17 protein-coding genes and 2 tRNA genes are annotated in these 18662 nt (G+C 64.3%); 11 read left to right on the forward strand and 8 right to left on the reverse strand.

All coding sequences use genetic code 11. From position 1 onward, the window contains the following. Positions 1 to 37 precede the first annotated feature (37 nt). Genes ccmE through ccmC form a run of 3 tightly spaced genes read right to left on the reverse strand, consistent with a single transcriptional unit; the run spans position 38 to position 1346 of the window. Entirely contained in the window at positions 38 to 484 is a 447-nt protein-coding gene (ccmE, locus tag ACZ2HM_RS05340; protein WP_037474631.1) for a cytochrome c maturation protein CcmE, read from the reverse strand. Next, positions 481 to 612: a hypothetical protein gene (locus ACZ2HM_RS05345; protein ID WP_272945507.1), complete on the reverse strand. Its 132-nt coding sequence runs from the start codon at positions 610 to 612 to the stop codon at positions 481 to 483. The genes ccmE and ACZ2HM_RS05345 overlap by 4 nt, the downstream gene beginning before the upstream one ends. A 5-nt stretch (positions 613 to 617) precedes the next feature. After that, on the reverse strand, positions 618 to 1346 hold the full coding sequence (ccmC, locus tag ACZ2HM_RS05350) for a heme ABC transporter permease CcmC (RefSeq protein WP_037474633.1): 729 nt from the start codon (positions 1344 to 1346) through the stop codon (positions 618 to 620). Between the two features lie 208 nt (positions 1347 to 1554). Here ccmC and chrA point away from each other — a divergent pair, with 208 nt between their 5' ends. The 3 genes from chrA (at position 1555) to ACZ2HM_RS05365 (ending at position 5248) form a co-directional block, all read left to right on the forward strand. After that, entirely contained in the window at positions 1555 to 2751 is a 1197-nt protein-coding gene (chrA, locus tag ACZ2HM_RS05355) for a chromate efflux transporter (RefSeq protein ID WP_470426428.1), read from the forward strand. Between the two features lie 166 nt (positions 2752 to 2917). Beyond that, the gene (purF, locus tag ACZ2HM_RS05360) at positions 2918 to 4378 is read left to right on the forward strand and encodes an amidophosphoribosyltransferase (RefSeq protein ID WP_333972528.1); all 1461 of its coding nucleotides are present in this window, start codon (positions 2918 to 2920) and stop codon (positions 4376 to 4378) included. Between the two features lie 144 nt (positions 4379 to 4522). Further along, positions 4523 to 5248, forward strand: coding sequence for an SDR family NAD(P)-dependent oxidoreductase (locus tag ACZ2HM_RS05365; protein ID WP_037474636.1), 726 nt, complete (start codon positions 4523 to 4525; stop codon positions 5246 to 5248). Between the two features lie 46 nt (positions 5249 to 5294). Here ACZ2HM_RS05365 and ACZ2HM_RS05370 read toward each other — a convergent pair whose 3' ends face one another. Together ACZ2HM_RS05370 and ACZ2HM_RS05375 are read right to left on the reverse strand one after the other, a co-directional pair. Continuing rightward, positions 5295 to 6560 (reverse strand): class I SAM-dependent methyltransferase, encoded by a 1266-nt coding sequence (locus ACZ2HM_RS05370; protein ID WP_470426429.1) that lies wholly within the window; start codon positions 6558 to 6560, stop codon positions 5295 to 5297. 36 nt (positions 6561 to 6596) lie between these two features. Next, on the reverse strand, positions 6597 to 7979 hold the full coding sequence (locus tag ACZ2HM_RS05375; RefSeq protein WP_470426430.1) for a cryptochrome/photolyase family protein: 1383 nt from the start codon (positions 7977 to 7979) through the stop codon (positions 6597 to 6599). Between the two features lie 187 nt (positions 7980 to 8166). Here ACZ2HM_RS05375 and ACZ2HM_RS05380 point away from each other — a divergent pair, with 187 nt between their 5' ends. From ACZ2HM_RS05380 to ACZ2HM_RS05410, 7 genes are all read left to right on the forward strand, one after another. Beyond that, positions 8167 to 8652: an RNA pyrophosphohydrolase gene (locus tag ACZ2HM_RS05380; protein ID WP_037474644.1), complete on the forward strand. Its 486-nt coding sequence runs from the start codon at positions 8167 to 8169 to the stop codon at positions 8650 to 8652. Positions 8653 to 8740: 88 nt separating this feature from the next. Then, positions 8741 to 9640 carry a DUF481 domain-containing protein gene (locus tag ACZ2HM_RS05385; RefSeq protein WP_037474646.1) on the forward strand — a complete coding sequence of 300 codons (900 nt, stop codon included), beginning with the start codon at positions 8741 to 8743 and terminating at the stop codon, positions 9638 to 9640. Positions 9641 to 9686: 46 nt separating this feature from the next. Continuing rightward, on the forward strand, positions 9687 to 10898 hold the full coding sequence (locus ACZ2HM_RS05390) for a hydrolase (RefSeq protein WP_470426431.1): 1212 nt from the start codon (positions 9687 to 9689) through the stop codon (positions 10896 to 10898). 18 nt (positions 10899 to 10916) lie between these two features. After that, positions 10917 to 11933, forward strand: a complete 1017-nt coding sequence (locus tag ACZ2HM_RS05395; protein WP_037474651.1) for an arginine N-succinyltransferase — start codon at positions 10917 to 10919, stop codon at positions 11931 to 11933. Beyond that, a complete protein-coding gene (locus ACZ2HM_RS05400; protein ID WP_470426432.1) occupies positions 11930 to 13189 on the forward strand; it encodes an N-succinylarginine dihydrolase in 1260 nt (419 codons plus the stop codon). Before ACZ2HM_RS05395 ends, ACZ2HM_RS05400 begins: the two co-directional genes overlap by 4 nt. A gap of 31 nt (positions 13190 to 13220) precedes the next feature. Beyond that, the gene (locus ACZ2HM_RS05405; RefSeq protein ID WP_043151364.1) at positions 13221 to 13439 is read left to right on the forward strand and encodes a hypothetical protein; all 219 of its coding nucleotides are present in this window, start codon (positions 13221 to 13223) and stop codon (positions 13437 to 13439) included. A gap of 46 nt (positions 13440 to 13485) precedes the next feature. After that, on the forward strand, positions 13486 to 14934 hold the full coding sequence (locus ACZ2HM_RS05410; RefSeq protein WP_470426433.1) for a cobyric acid synthase: 1449 nt from the start codon (positions 13486 to 13488) through the stop codon (positions 14932 to 14934). 15 nt (positions 14935 to 14949) lie between these two features. Here ACZ2HM_RS05410 and ACZ2HM_RS05415 read toward each other — a convergent pair. Then, a tRNA-Arg gene (locus ACZ2HM_RS05415) sits at positions 14950 to 15026 on the reverse strand. Positions 15027 to 15082: 56 nt separating this feature from the next. Beyond that, a tRNA-Arg gene (locus ACZ2HM_RS05420) sits at positions 15083 to 15159 on the reverse strand. A 140-nt stretch (positions 15160 to 15299) separates the two neighbouring features. On the opposite strand from ACZ2HM_RS05420, the gene ACZ2HM_RS05425 reads away from it, so the two are divergent. Further along, positions 15300 to 15779 carry a hypothetical protein gene (locus ACZ2HM_RS05425; protein ID WP_069066631.1) on the forward strand — a complete coding sequence of 160 codons (480 nt, stop codon included), beginning with the start codon at positions 15300 to 15302 and terminating at the stop codon, positions 15777 to 15779. 54 nt (positions 15780 to 15833) lie between these two features. Here ACZ2HM_RS05425 and ppdK read toward each other — a convergent pair whose 3' ends face one another. Beyond that, on the reverse strand, positions 15834 to 18536 hold the full coding sequence (gene ppdK, locus ACZ2HM_RS05430) for a pyruvate, phosphate dikinase (RefSeq protein WP_470426434.1): 2703 nt from the start codon (positions 18534 to 18536) through the stop codon (positions 15834 to 15836). Positions 18537 to 18662: the final 126 nt, after the last annotated feature.

An 18662-nucleotide genomic window follows, 5' to 3' on the forward strand; every position in this document is an offset into this window, starting at 1 on the left:
CTCCCCTGCCAGGGGAGGATGAGAATATCGTACAGCCTCACTGGTCCACCTCGATTTCACGGGTGGTTTCGTTGTAGCTCATGCCTTCCAACTCGCGGGGCATATAGCGTTCGTCATGTTTGGCGAGCAGGTTGGTGGCGACGAAGGTGCCTTTGGTATCGAACGATCCTTCGGCGACGACGCCGCTGCCTTCCTTGAACAGGTCGGGCGCGATGCCGCTGAAGGTGGCGGGCACGGTGGCCTTGCCGTCGGTAACGTCGAAAGTGATGGTGACGCCATCGGGCGCGCGCTTGAGGCTGTCCTTGACCACCATGCCGCCAAGGCGGATCGGCTTGCCGGGTTCGACACCCTTGGTCTTCACATCGCCCGGCGCATAGAAATAGGCGGCTTCATCCTTGAGCGCGGAAGCCGCCAGCAGGCCCGCACCGATGAGCGCCACCAATGCAGCGAGCGCGAGGATCAGCCGTTGATGCTTGGCCTTCATGCGCGGTCCGCCAGTTGCTCGGCCTGGGCCTCGGCACGGCGCATCGCGCGCCAGCTAAGCCAGCTGACCGCCGCCGTGCCCAGCAGGGTGACCGCATAAGCGGCGATGACGAAGGTCCATTGCTGCATCGGGGTCACCCTCTCGCGAGACGCTGCATTCGCGCCTCGACCTTGTTCTGCGCCAATATCGCGCGCATCCGCATCAGGACGATCGCGCCGAACCAGAGTGTGAAGCCGAGCAGCGTCAGGCCCAGCGGCCACAGGATCGCCATGTCGATGCTTGACCCGCGCATGGTGATGGATGGCCCCTGATGCAGGCTGTTCCACCACACGACCGAGCGATTGATGATGGGAATATTGACCGCACCGACAAGGCCGAAGATGGCAGTGACGTTGCTGACGCCGCCCTGCCCGGCCCCTTGGCGGGCGCTGGCATTGGCGAGCGCGATATAGCCAAGATAGAGGAAAAGCAGGACCAGCATGGAGGTCATCCGCCCGTCCCATTCCCACCAGGTGCCCCAGGTCGGGCGACCCCAGATCGATCCCGTGGCCAGGCATATGGCAGTGAACAGCGCGCCGGGCGCGGCGATCGCGCGGCCTGCCACGGCGGCAAGCGGATGCCGCCACACCAGTTGCATCAGCGCGGCGATGGCGATGCCGGTCCAGCCGCCCATACCGAGCCAGGCGGCAGGCACATGGATATAAAGGATGCGCACCGTCTGCCCCTGCAAATAGTCGGCGGGCGTCAGCCACAGGCCGCACGCGCAGCCCGCCAGCAATAGGGCAAGCCCCGGCCAGAACAGCCAGCCCGTCAACGGGCGCGCGATCTTGAGGAAGCGGGCGGGATTGGCGAAACGATGCATCAGGGCTGCGTCTGTAGCGGGGCATGCAGGGCAATGCCAGTGGGGCGTTTTGCGGATGGACGGGGATTTACGCAGCGCAACGACGAGATTGACAGTCCGCGCCTACTTCGCCGATAGCCGATGCCATCGGGCCAACACGGACGCCCGGTCAGACGGGGTCCGTCCAAGTCCGTTCCATTCGTCGTGACTGCGGCGTGAGGAGCGTTAGATGACCGACCCGATTACCGACATACAGCCGCCGCGCATCAGCCTGATCGCGCTGTTCCTCAAATTCCTGCGTTTCGGCGCGCTCGCCTTTGGCGGGCCGGTGGCGCAGATCGCGATGGTGCGCCATGCGTTGGTCGAGGAGGAGCGCTGGATCACGCCTGGGCGCTTCAACCGATTGCTCGCGGTGTTGCAGATATTGCCCGGACCCGAAGCCCATGAACTGTGCGTCCATCTGGGGATGATGGCGCGCGGGCGGCTGGGCGGACTGCTCGCCGGGCTGGGCTTCATGCTGCCGGGACTAGCGCTGATGATGGTCGCGGGCTGGCTTTATGTCGGCTGGATCGCCGGCAATGCGGGACTTGCGGGCGTTTTGCTCGGCGTGCAGATCGTGGTGCTGGCGATCATCTTGCGGGCCGTCGTGCGGATTGGTCAGCATATCATCGAGGATCGGACGCTGGCGGTGATCGCCGTGGTGGCGCTGGTCGCGACGCTGGCGAATGTGCCATTCTGGGTCATATTGATCGCGGGCGGGGCCGCCTATGCGCTGGCCAACAGGCCGGTGATCGCCGCGCTGCTGCTGATCGTGCCGGTCATCGGCGCGGGGATGATCGGCCATGTTGCGGGCGAAGCGGAAACGGCAGCGCAGATGGTAGCCGCTGCCCCAGCCACCGTGGCGATGCTGTTCATCGCCGGATTGAAGGGTGGTCTGCTGACCTTTGGCGGAGCCTATACCGCCATTCCCTATGTCCGTGCCGATACGGTCGGGCGCGGGTGGATCAGCGATTCAGCTTTCCTCGACGGGATCGCCCTCGCAGGGATATTGCCTGCGCCGCTGGTGATCTTCGCGACCTTCGTCGGCTATGTCGCGGGCGGGCCGATCGGCGCGCTGGCAGTGACGGCGGGGATGTTCCTGCCTGCCTTCGCCTTTTCGATGATCTTTTTCGAACGGCTGGAAGCGGTTGTCGAAAATCCGGCGCTGCACCGGATGCTGACCGGCGTGGCGGCCGCCGTCGTGGGCATCATCGCCGCGACATTCGTGCAATTGGCCCAGGCGACGGGCGCGCGCGTGGACAGGCCGGTCTTCGCGATGCTGCTGTTCCTGGTTGCTTTGGTCGTGGCCTGGCGGGTCAAGGGCGCGTGGGTGACGCCCGCGATCGTGGCGGGCGGGGCGCTGGCGGGATGGGTCATCGCGCCCTGATGACGGGGTCCGGCGGCGCAGTCCCGACCAGTCGAAATCGCCGCTCGACGCTTTTTTGTGACAGGAGGGCGACAAAGCGGCTTCGAGTGACTATATGCGCGCTCAACGACGACCCCTGGATATTCCTTATGGGTTGTCAGGAACGGCTATGGAACCGCTCGCACCCATGATGACTACGAACCCCTTCGACGACGACAAGTTGCGCGAGGAATGCGGCATTTTCGGCGTTTCGGGCGCTGATACGGCGTCCGCTATCGTCGCGCTTGGCCTCCACGCGCTCCAGCATCGGGGGCAGGAAGCCGCCGGTATCACCAGTTGGGACGGGCATGATTTCCATACCCACCGGGCCATGGGCCATGTGGCGGGGAATTTCGACCGGGACGAGGTGATTCGCGGATTGCCGGGCGACGCGGCCTGCGGCCATGTGCGCTATTCGACCACCGGCGAGACATCGCTGCGCAATGTGCAGCCGCTCTATGCCGAGTTGAATTCGGGCGGATTCGCGATCGCTCATAATGGCAATATCTCCAACGCGATGAAGGTGCGGCGCGAGCTGATTCGGCGCGGGTCGATCTTTCAGTCGACGTCGGATACCGAGGTCATCATCCATCTGGTGGCGACGTCCAGCTATCGCACGCTGCTCGACAAGTTCATCGATGCGTTGAAGCAGGTCGAGGGTGCCTATTCACTGATCGTCATGACGCCCGAAGGGATGATCGCCTGTCGCGACCCGCTGGGCATCCGGCCATTGGTGATGGGGAAGCTTGGCGATACGACGATCTTCGCGTCCGAGACGGTGGCGCTGGACGTGGTGGGTGCGGAATATCTGCGCACGATTGAGCCGGGTGAACTGGTGATCGTCACCAATGAAGGCGAGATTCGGTCGCATCGGCCGTTCGGCCCGGTGCATCCGCGTCCCTGTATCTTCGAGCATGTCTATTTCAGCCGTCCCGACTCGATCGTTGATGGGTCGAGCGTCTATTCGGTCCGCAAGGCGATCGGCGCGCAACTGGCGATCGAAAATCCGGTCGAGGCCGATTATGTGATCCCCGTGCCCGACAGCGGCGTACCCGCGGCGATCGGCTATGCCCAGCAATCGGGCATTCCGTTTGAACTGGGCATCATCCGTTCGCACTATATCGGGCGGACCTTCATCCAGCCGGGCGACAAGGTGCGCCATCTCGGCGTGAAATTGAAGCATAATGCCAACCGCGCGCTGATCAAAGGCAAGCGGATCGTGCTGATCGACGATTCGATCGTGCGCGGGACGACCAGCTTGAAGATCGTGCAGATGATGCGCGAGGCAGGCGCGGCAGAGGTGCATATGCGGATCGCATCGCCGCCGACCAAGCATAGCTGCTTCTATGGCGTCGATACGCCCGAACGCACCAAGTTGCTCGCGCATAAGCTGGACGTGGGTGGCATGCAGGATTTCATCCATGCCGACAGCCTGTCCTTCATCTCGATCGACGGCCTGTACAAGGCACTGGGCGAGGCGAAGCGAGCCGACACGCGGCCGCAATATTGCGACGCCTGTTTCACCGGGGATTATCCCACCGCGCTGACCGATCAGGATGATGTGGTGGTGACCAATCAGCTGGAATTGCTGGCCGAGCGGGTGGCCTGACGGGCTTTCCTTGCACTTTTCTCCGAACCTAAAAGATCCGTTCGGGCTGAGCCTGTCGAAGCCCCTTCCTTGTGCAGGAAGTGAGGCCCTTCGACAGGCTCAGGGCGAACGGAACATAAATCAGTTTGAAAATGACGAGATGCTATGACTGACACTTCCTCTCGCTCCGGCCCCCTCTCCGGCAAATTGGCGCTCGTTACCGGGGCAAGCCGGGGCATTGGCGCGGCCACGGCCGAGGCTTTGGGCCGGGCGGGCGCGCATGTCGTGCTGACCGCGCGGACGACCGGCGGGCTGGAAGAGGTAGAGGAACGCATCCATGCCGCGGGCGGCAGCGCGACGATCGCGCCGCTCGACCTGATCGATGGCGAGAGCATCGGGCGGTTGGCGCAGGCGATCGGCGGGCGCTGGGATGCGCTCGATATATTGGTGCTAAATGCCGCGACGCTGGGCGCGCTGGCAGCGGTACCGGCGATCGACGCCAAGGAATTTGCGCGACTGTTGACGCTCAATATCGCTGCCCCCCAGGCGCTGATCGCGGCGTTCGACGGGATGCTGCGGGCAAGCAAGGATGCGCGGGTGGTGGCGGTGACGTCGTCGGTCGTCAGCCCGCGCGCTTATTGGGGTGCCTATGGCGCGTCAAAGGCGGCGCTGGAAACGCTGGTGGGCGCCTATGGTGAGGAGATGAAGAATATCTCGGCCATCCGCACCCATATCGTCGATCCCGGCGCGACGCGCACGGCGATGCGCGCGCGGGCCTTTCCGGGCGAAGACCCTGCGACGCTCAAGGGGCCGGAAGTCGTGGCCGATGCGATTGTCGGACTGGTCGCGGCGGATACGCCGACCGGGCACCGGATGCGGGTCGAAGGCTGAGACCTGCGCGGGCGTTTCTCGACTGCGCTCGAAACGAACGGCAGTTTTAGGCGGGCTTCACAAGAGTAACCTGCGCCACGTCGATGCCGCCGCCGCGGAACCCGCCTTCGCAATACATGAGATAATAGCGCCATAAGGCCACGAAATGTTGGTCGAAACTGGCGGGCAGCAGGCCTTGCTCGATCGCCTGGTCGAAGCGTAGGCGCCAGCGGCGGAGCGTCTGCGCATAATGCTGGCCGAAGCGATGGACATTGCGCCACTCCAGCCCCTGTTTCTCGGCCAACGCGCGGAAGCGGCTTTCCGACATCAGCATCCCGCCGGGGAAAATATAGGTCTGGATGAAATCCGCGCCGCGCGCATAGCGATCGAAAATGGCGTCATCGATCAGGATATATTGGATCGCCGCGCGGCCGCCGGGCTTGAGCAGGCGGTGGATGGTAGCGAGATAGGCGGGCCAGTAGCGCTGGCCAACGGCCTCGACCATTTCGACGCTGGCGATGGCGTCATATTGGCCCTGTGCATCGCGATAGTCGGTGAGGCAGATTTGCGCGCCGGAGCCGATGCGGTCGCGGGCATAGTCGGCCTGTTCGGTCGAGAGGGTGAGGCCGGTATAGGCGACCGAATGCCGCTCCATCGCCTGTTCGGCAAGACCACCCCAACCGCAGCCGATTTCGAGCAGGCTATCGCCATTCTTGAGCGCCAGCCGGTCGAGAATCGCATCGACCTTGCGCCGCTGGGCCTGTTCCAGGTCTTCCGACCCGCTGTCAGGGTCTACGAACAAGGCACTGGAATAATGCATGAGATCGTCCAGCCAGAGCTGGTAGAAATCATTGCCCAGATCATAATGATAGGCGATATTGTGGCGCGACCCGGTGCGGCTATTGCGCCGTGCCCAGTGGATGGCGCAGCCGATCCAGCGGGTCGGGCCATTGGGGCGCGCGACGCGGCCGAGCGCGACGGCATTGGTCATGAACAGGGCAAAGAGCGGCACCGGGTCTGGGCTGGTCCATTCGCCCGCCGCCCAGGCGCGATACCAGCCCGCCGACCCGCCGGTCGCCAGCCGCACCAGTGCGCGCCAGTGGACGAGATGGACTTCGCAATGCGGCCCCGGCGTCCGACCGCCCAGCATCCGGCGCGCGCCGTCGGGCAGGGTGGCGTCGAGCGACCCTTGATCCAGCCCCCGGTCGATCCGGTCGAGCAGGCGATGGAAGAGCGGTCCCAACGCGCGGCCCATCCGGCTGGGCTTGCCGGAACGGGGCGGCTGGCGCACGGAAAGCGCGCGGCGGCCGCGGCGTGGATCGACTGCATTCATGGCGTCATTCCTGCCCGAAGCAGGCGGGCGCTGCAATCACCCCTTTGCGTGGCAATAGGCCGCTAAGGCGCGCTCGCGGCCTTCACGATGCTCGATGATCTTGGGTGGATAAGCGGCGGGGCGCGCGCCATGGGCGTCAGGGTCGTGGATAACGCTGTCGTTGAGATCGGCCAGTTCGGGCACCCAACGGCGGATATAGGCGGCGGCGTCGAATTTTTCCGACTGGCTGAGCGGGGCCATGATGCGGGTGAACAGATTGGCGTCAACGCCGCTGCCCGCGACCCATTGCCAATTGACGCTATTATTGGCGTAGCTGGCATCAACGAGCGTGTCCCAGAACCAGCGTGCGCCGTGGCGCCAGTCGATCAACAGATGTTTGATGAGGAAGCTAGCGGCGATCATGCGGATGCGGTTATGCATCCAGCCGGTCGCCCAAAGCTGGCGCATGCCCGCATCCACGATCGGATAGCCGGTGCGCCCGGTCTTCCAGGCGGTAAAGTCCGACCCGGCGCTGCGCAGGTCGCGCCATTGCAGCGCATCGAAATCCGACCGGGCATTTTCCGAGCCATAGGTCGGCATCTGGCAAATCTGCACATGAGCATAATCGCGCCAGATCAGCTCCTTGAGATAGACTGTTGCATCCTGTCCTGAAGCGGCAACGCGGTGCCAGACGGTAGCGGGCGAGATTTCGCCGAAGTGGAGATGGGGCGACAAGCGCGAGGAGCCTTCGACCGAGGGCAGGTTGCGCGCGACCGGATAGTCGCCGACTGCATCGAGAAAGCTGTTGAGGTGCGCACGCGCGCCTGCTTCGCCGGGCGTCCAGTCTTCGGTGAAGCCGGTCGCCCAATCGGGCTTGGTGGGGAGCAAGGCCCAGTCCTCCAGCGCGTCGCTGGCTGGCCATTGATCCGGGGACGGAATGGCCGCAGGCGCGCGGGTCGGCGTGGGCGGTGGCATATGCTCCATCACCGCGCGGGAAAAGGGCGTGTAGATGCGATAGATGCCCCCTGCCCCGGTCCGCACGGCACCGGGCGGCAGCAGCAGACCGCCATCGTGGAGGCAAAGGTCAAGCGCCTTGGCCACCGCCTTTTCGGCGTTACGCCACCAGGGTTCATAATGGTGCAGGGCATGGACGCGGCACGCGCCGGTTTCTTCGGCCAGTTGCGCCAGTATCTCGGCCGACGCCCCGCGCCGCAGGATGAGACGCGACCCCTTTTCGCGCAGCCGCTCGTCCAGGCTGGTCAGGCTGTGGTGCAGCCACCAACGCGACGCGCCACCCATCGCCCAACTGCGCGGCATGTCATCGTCCAATATATAGACCGGGATGACCGGCCCCTCCTCCACCGCAGCGGCGAGCGCGGCCTGATCGGACAGGCGCAGATCCTGGCGGAGCCAGAGGAGGACGGGGGCGTTGCTGGACATGATGGGGCAATGCGCGGCACCGGGCCGGGTTCCAACCACCCTATCGGGCATATTGTGGACCAACGGCCCGTCGCAAATCAGGCCATGCGCGATTCGATCCATGGACGCGCACGGCAGCCGCGCTTATCCTTAGGTTCGGTGCCCTGCTGGGGTCTGTGGCACCATATGAGAAAGATTCAGGGGATTTATGGCTTCCACGCCCAATGAACGGGAAATGGCATATCGGCCGTGCGTCGGCATCATGCTGGTCAACAGGGATGGTAAGGTTTTCGTCGGCCAACGGCTCGATAATGTCGTGGAAGCCTGGCAAATGCCGCAGGGCGGGATCGACGAGGGCGAGGACGCCAAGGCCGCGGCGCTGCGCGAACTGGGCGAGGAAACCGGCATCGGGCCGGAGCATGTCGAGATCATCGCCAAGGCCAGGGATGAGCATTTCTACGATCTGCCGCCTGAATTGCTGGGCAAATTATGGGGCGGCAAATATCGCGGCCAGCGCCAATATTGGTATCTCGCTCGTTTCCTGGGGCAGGATAGCGACGTCAATATTCAGACCAAGCATCCCGAATTTCGCAGCTGGAAATGGGCCGAGCCTGAAACGTTGCCGGAACTGATCGTACCGTTCAAGCGCAAGCTGTATCGCGATATCCTGCAGGAATTCAAATCGTTGATCTGACCGTTGCGATACCGTTCCTGCGGCAGGCCGTGCGCAAAACAGGCACTTAGGGGCTTAAGTTTTGCCGTCGAGCGGGTATGACGGAGCCATGCGTGCCTGTTTGATCCTGATATCGTTCCTGTTTGCCGCCCCTGCTTTGGCCGCCGACCCCGTTTTGCTGCCGTCATCGGTACGCGAAATGCTGGAGGCGGCGATCGCCAATGGCAGCGAAACGGAAATCGCCACCGTCGCCAAGATCGCGCGGCAGACCAATCCCGCGTCGGGTGACGAAATCCAGCGGATGGTCAATAGCTGGAAGGAACGCACCAAGGCGACTCACGACACCGTGATTCGCGAGGCGCGCTTCACCGAATTATGGACCGGGCGGGTCGAGGCGGGCGGGTTTCGCTCGACCGGCTCGACCAGCGAACTGGGCCTGAGCGGCACGGCCACGGCGACTCGCGCAGGCCTTCAATGGACGCACAAGCTGAGCGCGACGGCGGATTATCGCCGCGCCAATGGCGTGACCTCGCGCGAACGCTATCTCGCCAGCTACGAGCCACGCTATCAGTTCGATCCGCGCGGTTTCGCCTATGGGCTGACCCAGTTCGAGCGGGATACGTCGATCGGCTATGACGAACGCTATACCGGGTCGGTCGGTATCGGTTACAAGCTGATCGTCAGCCAGCCGCTGGATTTGCAGGTCGATATCGGTCCGTCGGTGCGACACGCCAAATATCTGACCGGCGAGCGCGAAACCAAGCTCGGCGCGCGTGGATCGATGGCGGCGGTGTGGCGCTTGTCGCCGACGCTGACGCTCAAGCAGACGGCGGCGGGCTATGCCGAGAGCGAGGTTTATTCGCTCAACTCGCTGACCGCGATCGAGACGAAGGTGGCGGCACGGCTGTCGGCCGCCCTGTCCTACAACGTCCAATATGAGTCGGAAACGCTGCTGAGCGCGCGCGATCTGGACACGCTGAGCCGGTTGACGCTGACCTACGACTTCTGACGCGGTGGGGGTGGAGGCGCGCGACGCGCTCTGATAGACCCTTGCCATGAACTCCTTATCAACGATCGAAGCCGCCCTGCTGGAGCGGGCCGCCGCTGCGCCTATGCTGTCGCAGGTGCAGGATTGGGCGGCGATCAACAGCGGATCGCGGCATTTGGACGGGCTGGCGCGGATGGCGGCGGCACTGGCGGATAGCTTTGCCGTTCTGCCGGGCTACCTGACGCTGATCGACGCTGTGCCGGTCGAGACGATGCGCGCCGATGGGCGGGTCGAGACGATCATGCATGGGCAGCATCTGCATCTGTCGGTGCGGCCGCAAGCGCCGGTGCAGATATTGCTTACCGGGCATATGGATACGGTCTTTGCCGCCGATCATCCGTTCCAGGCGCAGCGCTGGATCGAACCGGGCGTGCTGAACGGGCCGGGAGTCGCTGACATGAAGGGCGGCATTGCGGTGATGCTCTCGGCGCTGCGGGCGATCGAGGGGACGGAGACGGCCCAGACGCTTGGCTATGACGTCATCATCAACAGTGACGAGGAAGTGGGCAGCCCCTCCTCCGCTGGCCTTTTGCGGTCGGTGGCAGCGGGCAAGATCGCGGCCTTCACTTATGAACCGGCCCTGCCCGATGGCACGCTGGCGGGCGCGCGGGCGGGGAGCGGCAATTTCTCGATCGTGGTGAGCGGGCGCAGCGCCCATGCCGGGCGCAATCCCGATGAGGGGCGCAACGCGCTGCTGGCGGCGGCGGACCTCGCGCTGCGGCTCAAGGCCGGGAGCGGCCCCGGCTGTTCGTGCAATCCGGCGAAGATCGAAGGCGGCGGGCCAAATAATGTCGTGCCTGACCATGCGGTGCTGCGAGTCAATTTCCGGCCCCGGACGCCGCAGGATGAGGCGGCGGCGCGGGCGTTGATCGAACGAGCGATGGCCGATGTGGCGCGCGACCATGACGTCAGCCTGCATCTGCATGGCGGTTTCGGACGGCCGCCAAAGCCGATGGATGACAAGGCCGAGCGCCTGTTCGGACTGGTCAAGCAATGCGGCGCTGACATGGGGCTGGAGATTGGCTGGCGCGATACGGGCGGGGTGTGCGACGGCAATAATATCGCAGCCTGCGGTGTGCCGGTGGTCGATACGATGGGGGTGCGCGGCGGAAGCATCCATAGCGATGCCGAATTTCTGATCGCCGACAGCCTGCCCGAACGGGCGCGATTGTCGGCGCTGGCGCTGCTGCGGATCGCGCACGGACGATATAAGATATGAAGAAGAGAGGGTAAGCGCTTGAGTTTCATCATGCGAACCGCGCGCGCGGAGGATTTGCAGACGCTCTATGAAATGGCGAAGCTGACCGGGGGTGGCTTCACCAACCTGCCGCCTGACCGAAAGTCTTTGGCGGCCAAGCTGGAGCGGACCGAGGCGGCGCTGGCGCGGGCGGAGGATGGCATTGCCGACGAGCTGATCGTCATGGTGCTGGAAAATGTCGAGACGGGACAAGTGCGCGGCACATGCCAGATTTTCTCGACTGTGGGGCAAAGCTGGCCTTTCTATTCCTATCGGTTGGGGATGCTGACCCAGCATAGTCGTGAATTGGGCCGGACATTCCGGGCGCAGATGTTGTCGCTCACGACCGATCTGGAGGGATCGGTCGAGGTCGGCGGGCTGTTCCTGCACCCGCGCGAACGGGCCGAGGGGCTGGGCCTGCTGCTGTCGCGTAGCCGCTATCTCTATATTCGCGGGCATCGGCAGCGCTTTGGCGACAAGGTGATTGCCGAATTGCGCGGCGTGATCGACGAGGCGGGCGGGTCGCCCTTTTGGGACGGTTTGGCCGGGCGCTTCTTTGGCATGAGCTTTCAGGAGGCTGATGAATTCAACGCCGTCAACGGCAACCAGTTCATCGCCGACCTGATGCCCAAGACGCCCATCTATACCGCGATGCTGACCGACAGCGCGCGCGCGGTCATCGGCCTGCCCCACCCCAATGGCCGGGCGGCGATGCGGATGCTGGAGACCGAAGGGTTCGACAATGCGGGCTATGTCGATATTTTCGACGGTGGCCCGACGATGGTCGGGCAGATCGACCAGTTGAAGACGATTGCGGGCGCGCGCGACGTGACACTGGGCGCGACGCATGAGAAGGGCGGCGACAAGATGCTGATCGCGACCGGGCGCCTCGCGGACTATCGCTGCACCTGGGGTTTCGTGCAGGAAGCGGATGGCGTCGTGTCGCTCGATGCGGCGAGCGCGGCGCGGATCGGGCTGGAACCGGGGGTCGAATTCACCATGGCGGGGCGGGCATGAGCGTTACCGAGATTAATTTCGACGGGCTGATCGGGCCGAGCCACAATTATGCGGGCTTGAGCGTCGGCAATCTGGCCTCGGCGCGCAATGCAGGCGCGGTGTCGCATCCGCGCGCGGCGGCGTTGCAGGGTATCGAGAAGATGCGCGGCAATATCCGGCTGGGGCTGACGCAGGGCATCTTCCTGCCGCAATGGCGACCCGACGGGGCATGGCTGGCGCAGCTTGGAACCGATGTCGGGGCGGCCGAGCCGCATATTCGTGCGGCGGCGATGTCGGCCTCGTCCATGTGGGCGGCCAATGCGGCGACAGTGTCGCCCGCCAGTGACACAGGCGACCGGCGCACCCATTTGACCGTCGCGAATCTGGTGACGATGGCGCACCGCAGCCATGAATGGCCGCAGACGCTGGCGCAATTGCGGGTCGCCTTTTCCGACCAGAGCGTCTTTGCCGTCCATGGCCCGGTGCCGCCGCCCTTTGGCGACGAGGGCGCGGCCAATCATATGCGATTGGCCGAACGGCATGACCAACCGGGGGTCGAGATCTTCGTCTATGGCCAGTCCGGTGGCCCCTTCCCCGCGCGCCAGCATGTCGAGGCGAGCAAGGCGGTGGCGCGACGGCATGGGCTGGACCCGGCGCGGACGCTGTTCGTGCAGCAGTCCGAGGAAGCGATTGCGGCGGGCGCTTTCCACAATGATGTCGTGGCGGTGGCCAATGAGCGGGTGTTGTTCACCCATGAACTGGCCTTTGCGGACAAGGAAGGCTTCTATGCCGATCTGCGTGCCGCCCTGCCCTGCGTCGAGATCGTCGAGGTGCCTGCCAGCGCGGTGAGCCTGGCCGATGCGATCAAAAGCTATCTCTTCAACGCTCAACTTGTGACGCTGCCGACGGGCGAGATGGCGCTGGTGCTGCCGACCGAGGCGCGGGAGACACCCGCCGTATGGCAATGGCTGGAGCAGATGATCGCCGGCAATGGGCCGATCCGCCGACTCGTGCCGGTCGATGTGCGCCAGTCCATGGCCAATGGCGGTGGTCCGGCCTGTCTGCGGCTGCGCGTCGTGGCCGATCCGGCGACGATCGATCCGCGCTTCCTGGTGGATGAGGCGAAGCTGGATGCCATCGCGGCCATCGTCGCGGCCTATTGGCCCGAAGATATTGCGCCCGACGGGCTGGGCGACACGACGTTGATCGCGCGCATCGAACAATCATGGTTAACGCTTGTTGACCATTTGCAGCTTTCGGGCGATCTGATGCCGTAATGGCGGGGGCCAAACGCCGGATGGAATCGGAATGGAACGGATCAAGCGTCTTTTCATCGTCAAGACCAAGTTCGAGGCGTTTCTGATCATCTACGCGCTCGCGCTGGGCGCCACGGAGCGCGGCGTCGCCTATATGCAGCAATATCCCGGCACCGGCGGGCAGCTATTGGCGCTGGCCTGTACCGGCGCCGTGTTCATGGGCGGCGGCATGATATTGGACACGCTCGAATATCGGCGCACCTACGGATAGCTCAAGGGCTTGCGCTGACGGCACCCGCCGGTCAGGGAGGATGGCCATGGGTGCCATCATGTTGCAGGGAACCGGATCGGACGTGGGCAAGTCGGTGCTGGTCGCCGGGCTGTGCCGGGCGCTGGTGCGGCGCGGCTATCGAGTCCGGCCGTTCAAGCCGCAAAATATGTCCAACAATGCGGCGGTGACGGCCGATGGCGGCGAGATCGGCCGGGCGCAGGCGTTGCAGGCGATCGCCTGCGGCGTACCGCTGCATACGGATATGAACCCGGTGCTGTTGAAGCCACAGGCCGACCGGACATCGCAACTGATCGTTCATGGCCAGGTGCGCGGCACGCTGGGATCGGGCAATTTCCGCGCCGCGCGGGGCGAATTGCTCGGCGCAGTGCTGGAAAGCTATGCGCGGTTGCAGGCGCAATGCGACATCGTCGTGGTCGAGGGCGCGGGGTCGCCCGCCGAGATCAACCTGCGCGCGGGCGACATCGCCAATATGGGCTTTGCTCGTGCCGCCAATGTGCCGGTCATACTGGTCGGCGACATCGACCGGGGTGGCGTGATCGCGGCGGTGGTGGGCACGCGCACGGTGATCGACCCGGAGGATGCGGCGATGATCCGGGGTTTCCTGATCAACAAATTTCGCGGCGATCCGGCTTTGTTCATCGATGGCTATGCGCAGATCGAGGCGCTGTCGGGCTGGCGCGGGCTGGGGGTCGTGCCCTGGCTGGATGCCGTGGCGCGCCTGCCGAGCGAGGATGCGGTCGTGCTGGAGCGGCGGCATTTTTCGGTCGACGCGCCGCTGGTGGTCGCCTGCCCGGTGCTGCCGCGCATTTCCAATTTCGATGATGTCGATCCGCTGAAGCTGGAGCCGGGCGTGGACCTGCGCATGATCGGGCCGGGACAGGTCATTCCGGCCGAGGCGGCGCTGGTGATCCTGCCCGGCTCCAAGGCCAGTGTGGCGGATATGCGGGCGATGGTCGCGCAGGGGTGGGACATCGACATACGCGCGCATCACCGGCGCGGCGGGGCGGTGCTGGGGATATGCGGCGGATACCAGATGCTGGGGCGGACGATCGCCGACCCGGACGGGCTGGAGGGACGGGCGGGCTCAGGCGCCGGGCTGGGGCTGCTGGATGTCAATACGGTGCTCAGCGGCACCAAGACGCTGGAAGCGGTGCGTGGCCGGGCGCTGGGGGCGGAATTTGGCGGCTATGAGATGCATATGGGGCAAACCGACGGGCCGGATTGCGCGCGGCCCTTTGCCATGCTGGGCGATCGGGCGGATGGGGCGACCAGTCGCGATGGTCGGGTGATGGGCAGCTATGTCCATGGGCTGCTCGCCAGCACGGAGCTGCGCGACGCCCTACTGAAGCGGTTGGGCAGCGCGTCGGCGGGGCAGGATTATGACCAGTCGGTCGAGGATGCGCTGAACGAGGTTGCCGCGCTGCTCGAAACCCATACCGATGTCGACGCGATGGTCGCGCTGGCAATGGGCTGACGCTGATGGGAAAAATGGTGCACCCAGAGCGATTCGAACGCCCGACCCTCAGATTCGTAGTCTGATGCTCTATCCAGCTGAGCTATGGGTGCAGAGGAAAGACCGGCGGAGAGGCTGGAAGCCCGACCGATAAAGCCCTTCGGAAAAATGGTGCACCCAGAGCGATTCGAACGCCCGACCCTCAGATTCGTAGTCTGATGCTCTATCCAGCTGAGCTATGGGTGCATTTGGAGAGGCGCAGATAGAAGCGCCCGGCCATTTGGGCAAGCCCCTTTTTTGCACTTTTATGGCCCGTTTCCGAAGCGGAACGAGGAAAGGGCAACTTTTGCCGCGCTGCACCGTTCGGATGGGCAGGAGGACCCGCCATGAGCTTTACCCTGAATGACATTGCCCTGCTGTTGATCGCTTTGGTCATCGGCCTGATATTCGGCCTGATGATGAGTGGGCGCGGCAAATATCGCCGGGCCTGGCGCGACGAACAATTGCTGCACCGGCAATCGGTGAAGGAACGCGATGCGCGGATCGAGGCGGCCGAGACGCGCGTGCGCGACCTGGAACGGCAGGCGGTGCCCGTGGGTGCCGGTTCGGCGGGCGTGGCTGCGGCCAGTGCCACGCATGACCGCGATGATCTGAGCCGCATCAACGGGATCAGCCAGGCGCAGGAAGTGTCGCTCAACGAAGCGGGCTATCAGCGCTTCGAGCAGATTGCGGCCTTGGGTGCCGAGCAGGAAGCGGCGCTGGAAGCGCGACTGGGGTTGAGGCCCGGTACGATCGTTCAGGAGGACTGGCGCGGTCAGGCGCGGACGCTGGAAACCAAGCCTGCCAAGCGTGGCCTGTTCGGCTAAGCGAACACCGCCGTTTACAAAGAGAAAGGGCGGGGATCACTCCCCGCCCTTTTCTTATGCCTTCTTTGCCAGCGCAGCCTGCGCCGCCGCCAGCCGGGCGATCGGCACGCGATAGGGCGAGGCGGAGACATAATCGAGGCCTGTCGCCTCGCAGAAGGCGATCGAGGCCGGGTCGCCGCCATGTTCGCCGCAAATGCCAAGCTTGATGCCAGGGCGGGTCTTGCGACCGCGTTCGGCGGCCAGCTGGATCAGTTCGCCCACACCCTCGACATCGATGCTGACGAAGGGATCGCGGGCGAAGATGCCCTTGTCGACATAGGTGCCGAGGAACCGGCCCGCATCGTCGCGGCTGATGCCGATCGTGGTCTGGGTCAGATCGTTGGTGCCGAAGGAGAAAAATTCGCCGACTTCCGCGATCTCGCCTGCCTTAAGCGCGGCGCGGGGCAGTTCGATCATCGTGCCGACAAGATATTCGACGCTGTCGCCCTGTTCAGCGAAGACTTCGGCGGCGACGCGATCGACGATCGCCTTCATTAGTTCCAGTTCCTTGCGGGTCGCAACGAGTGGGATCATGACTTCGGGGATCGGCGCTTCGCCGCCGCGCTGCTTGACGATCAAGGCCGCTTCGAAGATCGCACGCGCCTGCATCTCGTAGATTTCGGGATAGGTGACGCCCAGGCGGCAACCGCGATGGCCGAGCATCGGGTTGAATTCATGCAGTTCGTTGGCGCGGCGCTTGAGCACGTCCACAGACACGCCTGCCGCCTTGGCCACTTCCTCGAACTCCGCTTCGGCATGGGGCAGGAATTCGTGCAGCGGCGGGTCGAGCAGGCGGATGGTGACGGGCAGGCCCGCCATGACCATGAAGATCTGTGCGAAATCGTCACGCTGTTCGGGCAGCAGTCGTTCCAATGCGACGCGGCGGCCCTTCTCGCTGTCGGCCAGGATCATTTCGCGGACGGCGGTGATGCGGGCCGCGTCGAAGAACATATGTTCGGTGCGGCAGAGGCCCACGCCTTCCGCGCCGAATTCGCGCGCGACCTTGCAGTCCTGCGGCGTTTCCGCGTTGGCGCGGACCTTGAGGCGGCGCACCTTGTCGGCCCAGACCATCAACGTGCCGAAGTCGCCCGCCAGTTCGGGCTGCACGGTGGGCACTTCGCCCGCCATGACTTCGCCGGTCGATCCGTCGAGGGTGAGGATATCGCCCTCCTTCAATTCCCGACCGCCGATGCGCAAGATTTTCGCCCTGCTGTCGATCGAAATGCCGCCGGCGCCGGAGACGCAGGGACGGCCCATGCCGCGCGCCACGACGGCGGCGTGACTGGTCATGCCGCCGCGCGCAGTCAGGATGCCCTTGGCCGCGTGCATGCCGTGAATATCTTCCGGCGATGTTTCGACACGGACCAAGATCACGGCGTCGCCCATTTCATTGCGGCGCTCGGCGGTGTCGGCGTCGAACACGATCAAGCCCGATGCGGCACCGGGGCTGGCGGGCAGCCCCTTGGTCAGCACGTCGCGCGGTGCCTTGGGATCGAGCGTGGGGTGGAGCAATTGGTCGAGCGCGGCGGGATCGACGCGGGCGACGGCTTCTTCCTCGGTGATCAGGCCTTCATGCGCCATGTCCACGGCCATTTTGAGCGCGGCCTTCGCCGTGCGCTTGCCCGACCGTGTCTGGAGCATCCACAGCTTGCCCTGCTGGACGGTGAATTCAATGTCCTGCATGTCGCGATAATGGGTTTCGAGGATCTGGAACACCTTGGCCAGTTCGGCATAGGTTTCCGGCATCGCCTCTTCCATCGACAGCGGCTTCGCCCCTGCCCGCTCCCGTGCGGCGAGCGTCAGATATTGCGGGGTGCGGATGCCGGCGACGACATCCTCGCCCTGCGCATTGATCAGAAATTCGCCATAATAGACATTCTCGCCGGTCGACGGGTCGCGGGTGAAGGCGACGCCGGTGGCTGAGGTTTCGCCCATATTGCCGAACACCATCGCCTGCACATTGACGGCGGTGCCCCATTCGCCGGGGATGTTGTTGAGGCGGCGATAGACTTTAGCGCGCTCCGACTGCCACGAGCCGAAAACGGCGCTGATCGCGCCCCACAGCTGGTCGTGCACATCCTGCGGGAAGGGCTTGTCCCACAGCTTCTTCACGAGCGCCTTATATTCGGCGACCAGGGCTTTCCAGTCATCGGCGGTCATTTCGGTGTCGAGGCTGTAGCCTTGATCTTCCTTCGCGACTTCGAGCGCTTCCTCGAACGCGCCATGGTCCAGTTCCAGCACGACGTCCGAATACATCTGGATGAAGCGGCGATAGCTATCCCAGGCGAAGCGTTCGTCGCCCGATGTGTTGGCGAGGCCGATGACGGTTTCGTCGTTGAGGCCGAGGTTGAGGACGGTATCCATCATGCCGGGCATCGAGGCGCGCGCGCCGGAACGGACCGAAACGAGCAGCGGGTCGGCGGCGTCGCCGAATTTCTTGCCGGTGATCCCTTCGATATGGGCGAGGCCGGTGGCGACTTCCGCCTTCACGCTGTCGGGATAGACGCCGCCATCTTCATAATAGCGGGTGCACATTTCCGTGGTGATGGTGAAGCCCGGCGGCACCGGCAGGCCGATCGCGGCCATGCCGTCGAGGTTCGCGCCCTTGCCGCCCAGAAGGTTGCGATCGCCCTGCCCACCATCATCCACGCCGCCGCCAAAACGATAGACATAACGGGTCGCGGTGGTGGTCATGATGGCCTCTTGTGTCTCGGTCATTCCCGGCTCTCCCTGCACTGATTGCCGATTATATTGCGTTGCAACAATCCAGCAGCAATAGCGGGATGATGCGCGATCGAATAGGATTATTACGCTTTAACTTCGCACTTTTCCCGCTGATTTTGT

This window comes from Sphingobium sp. KKT206 (genome assembly GCF_055640555.1).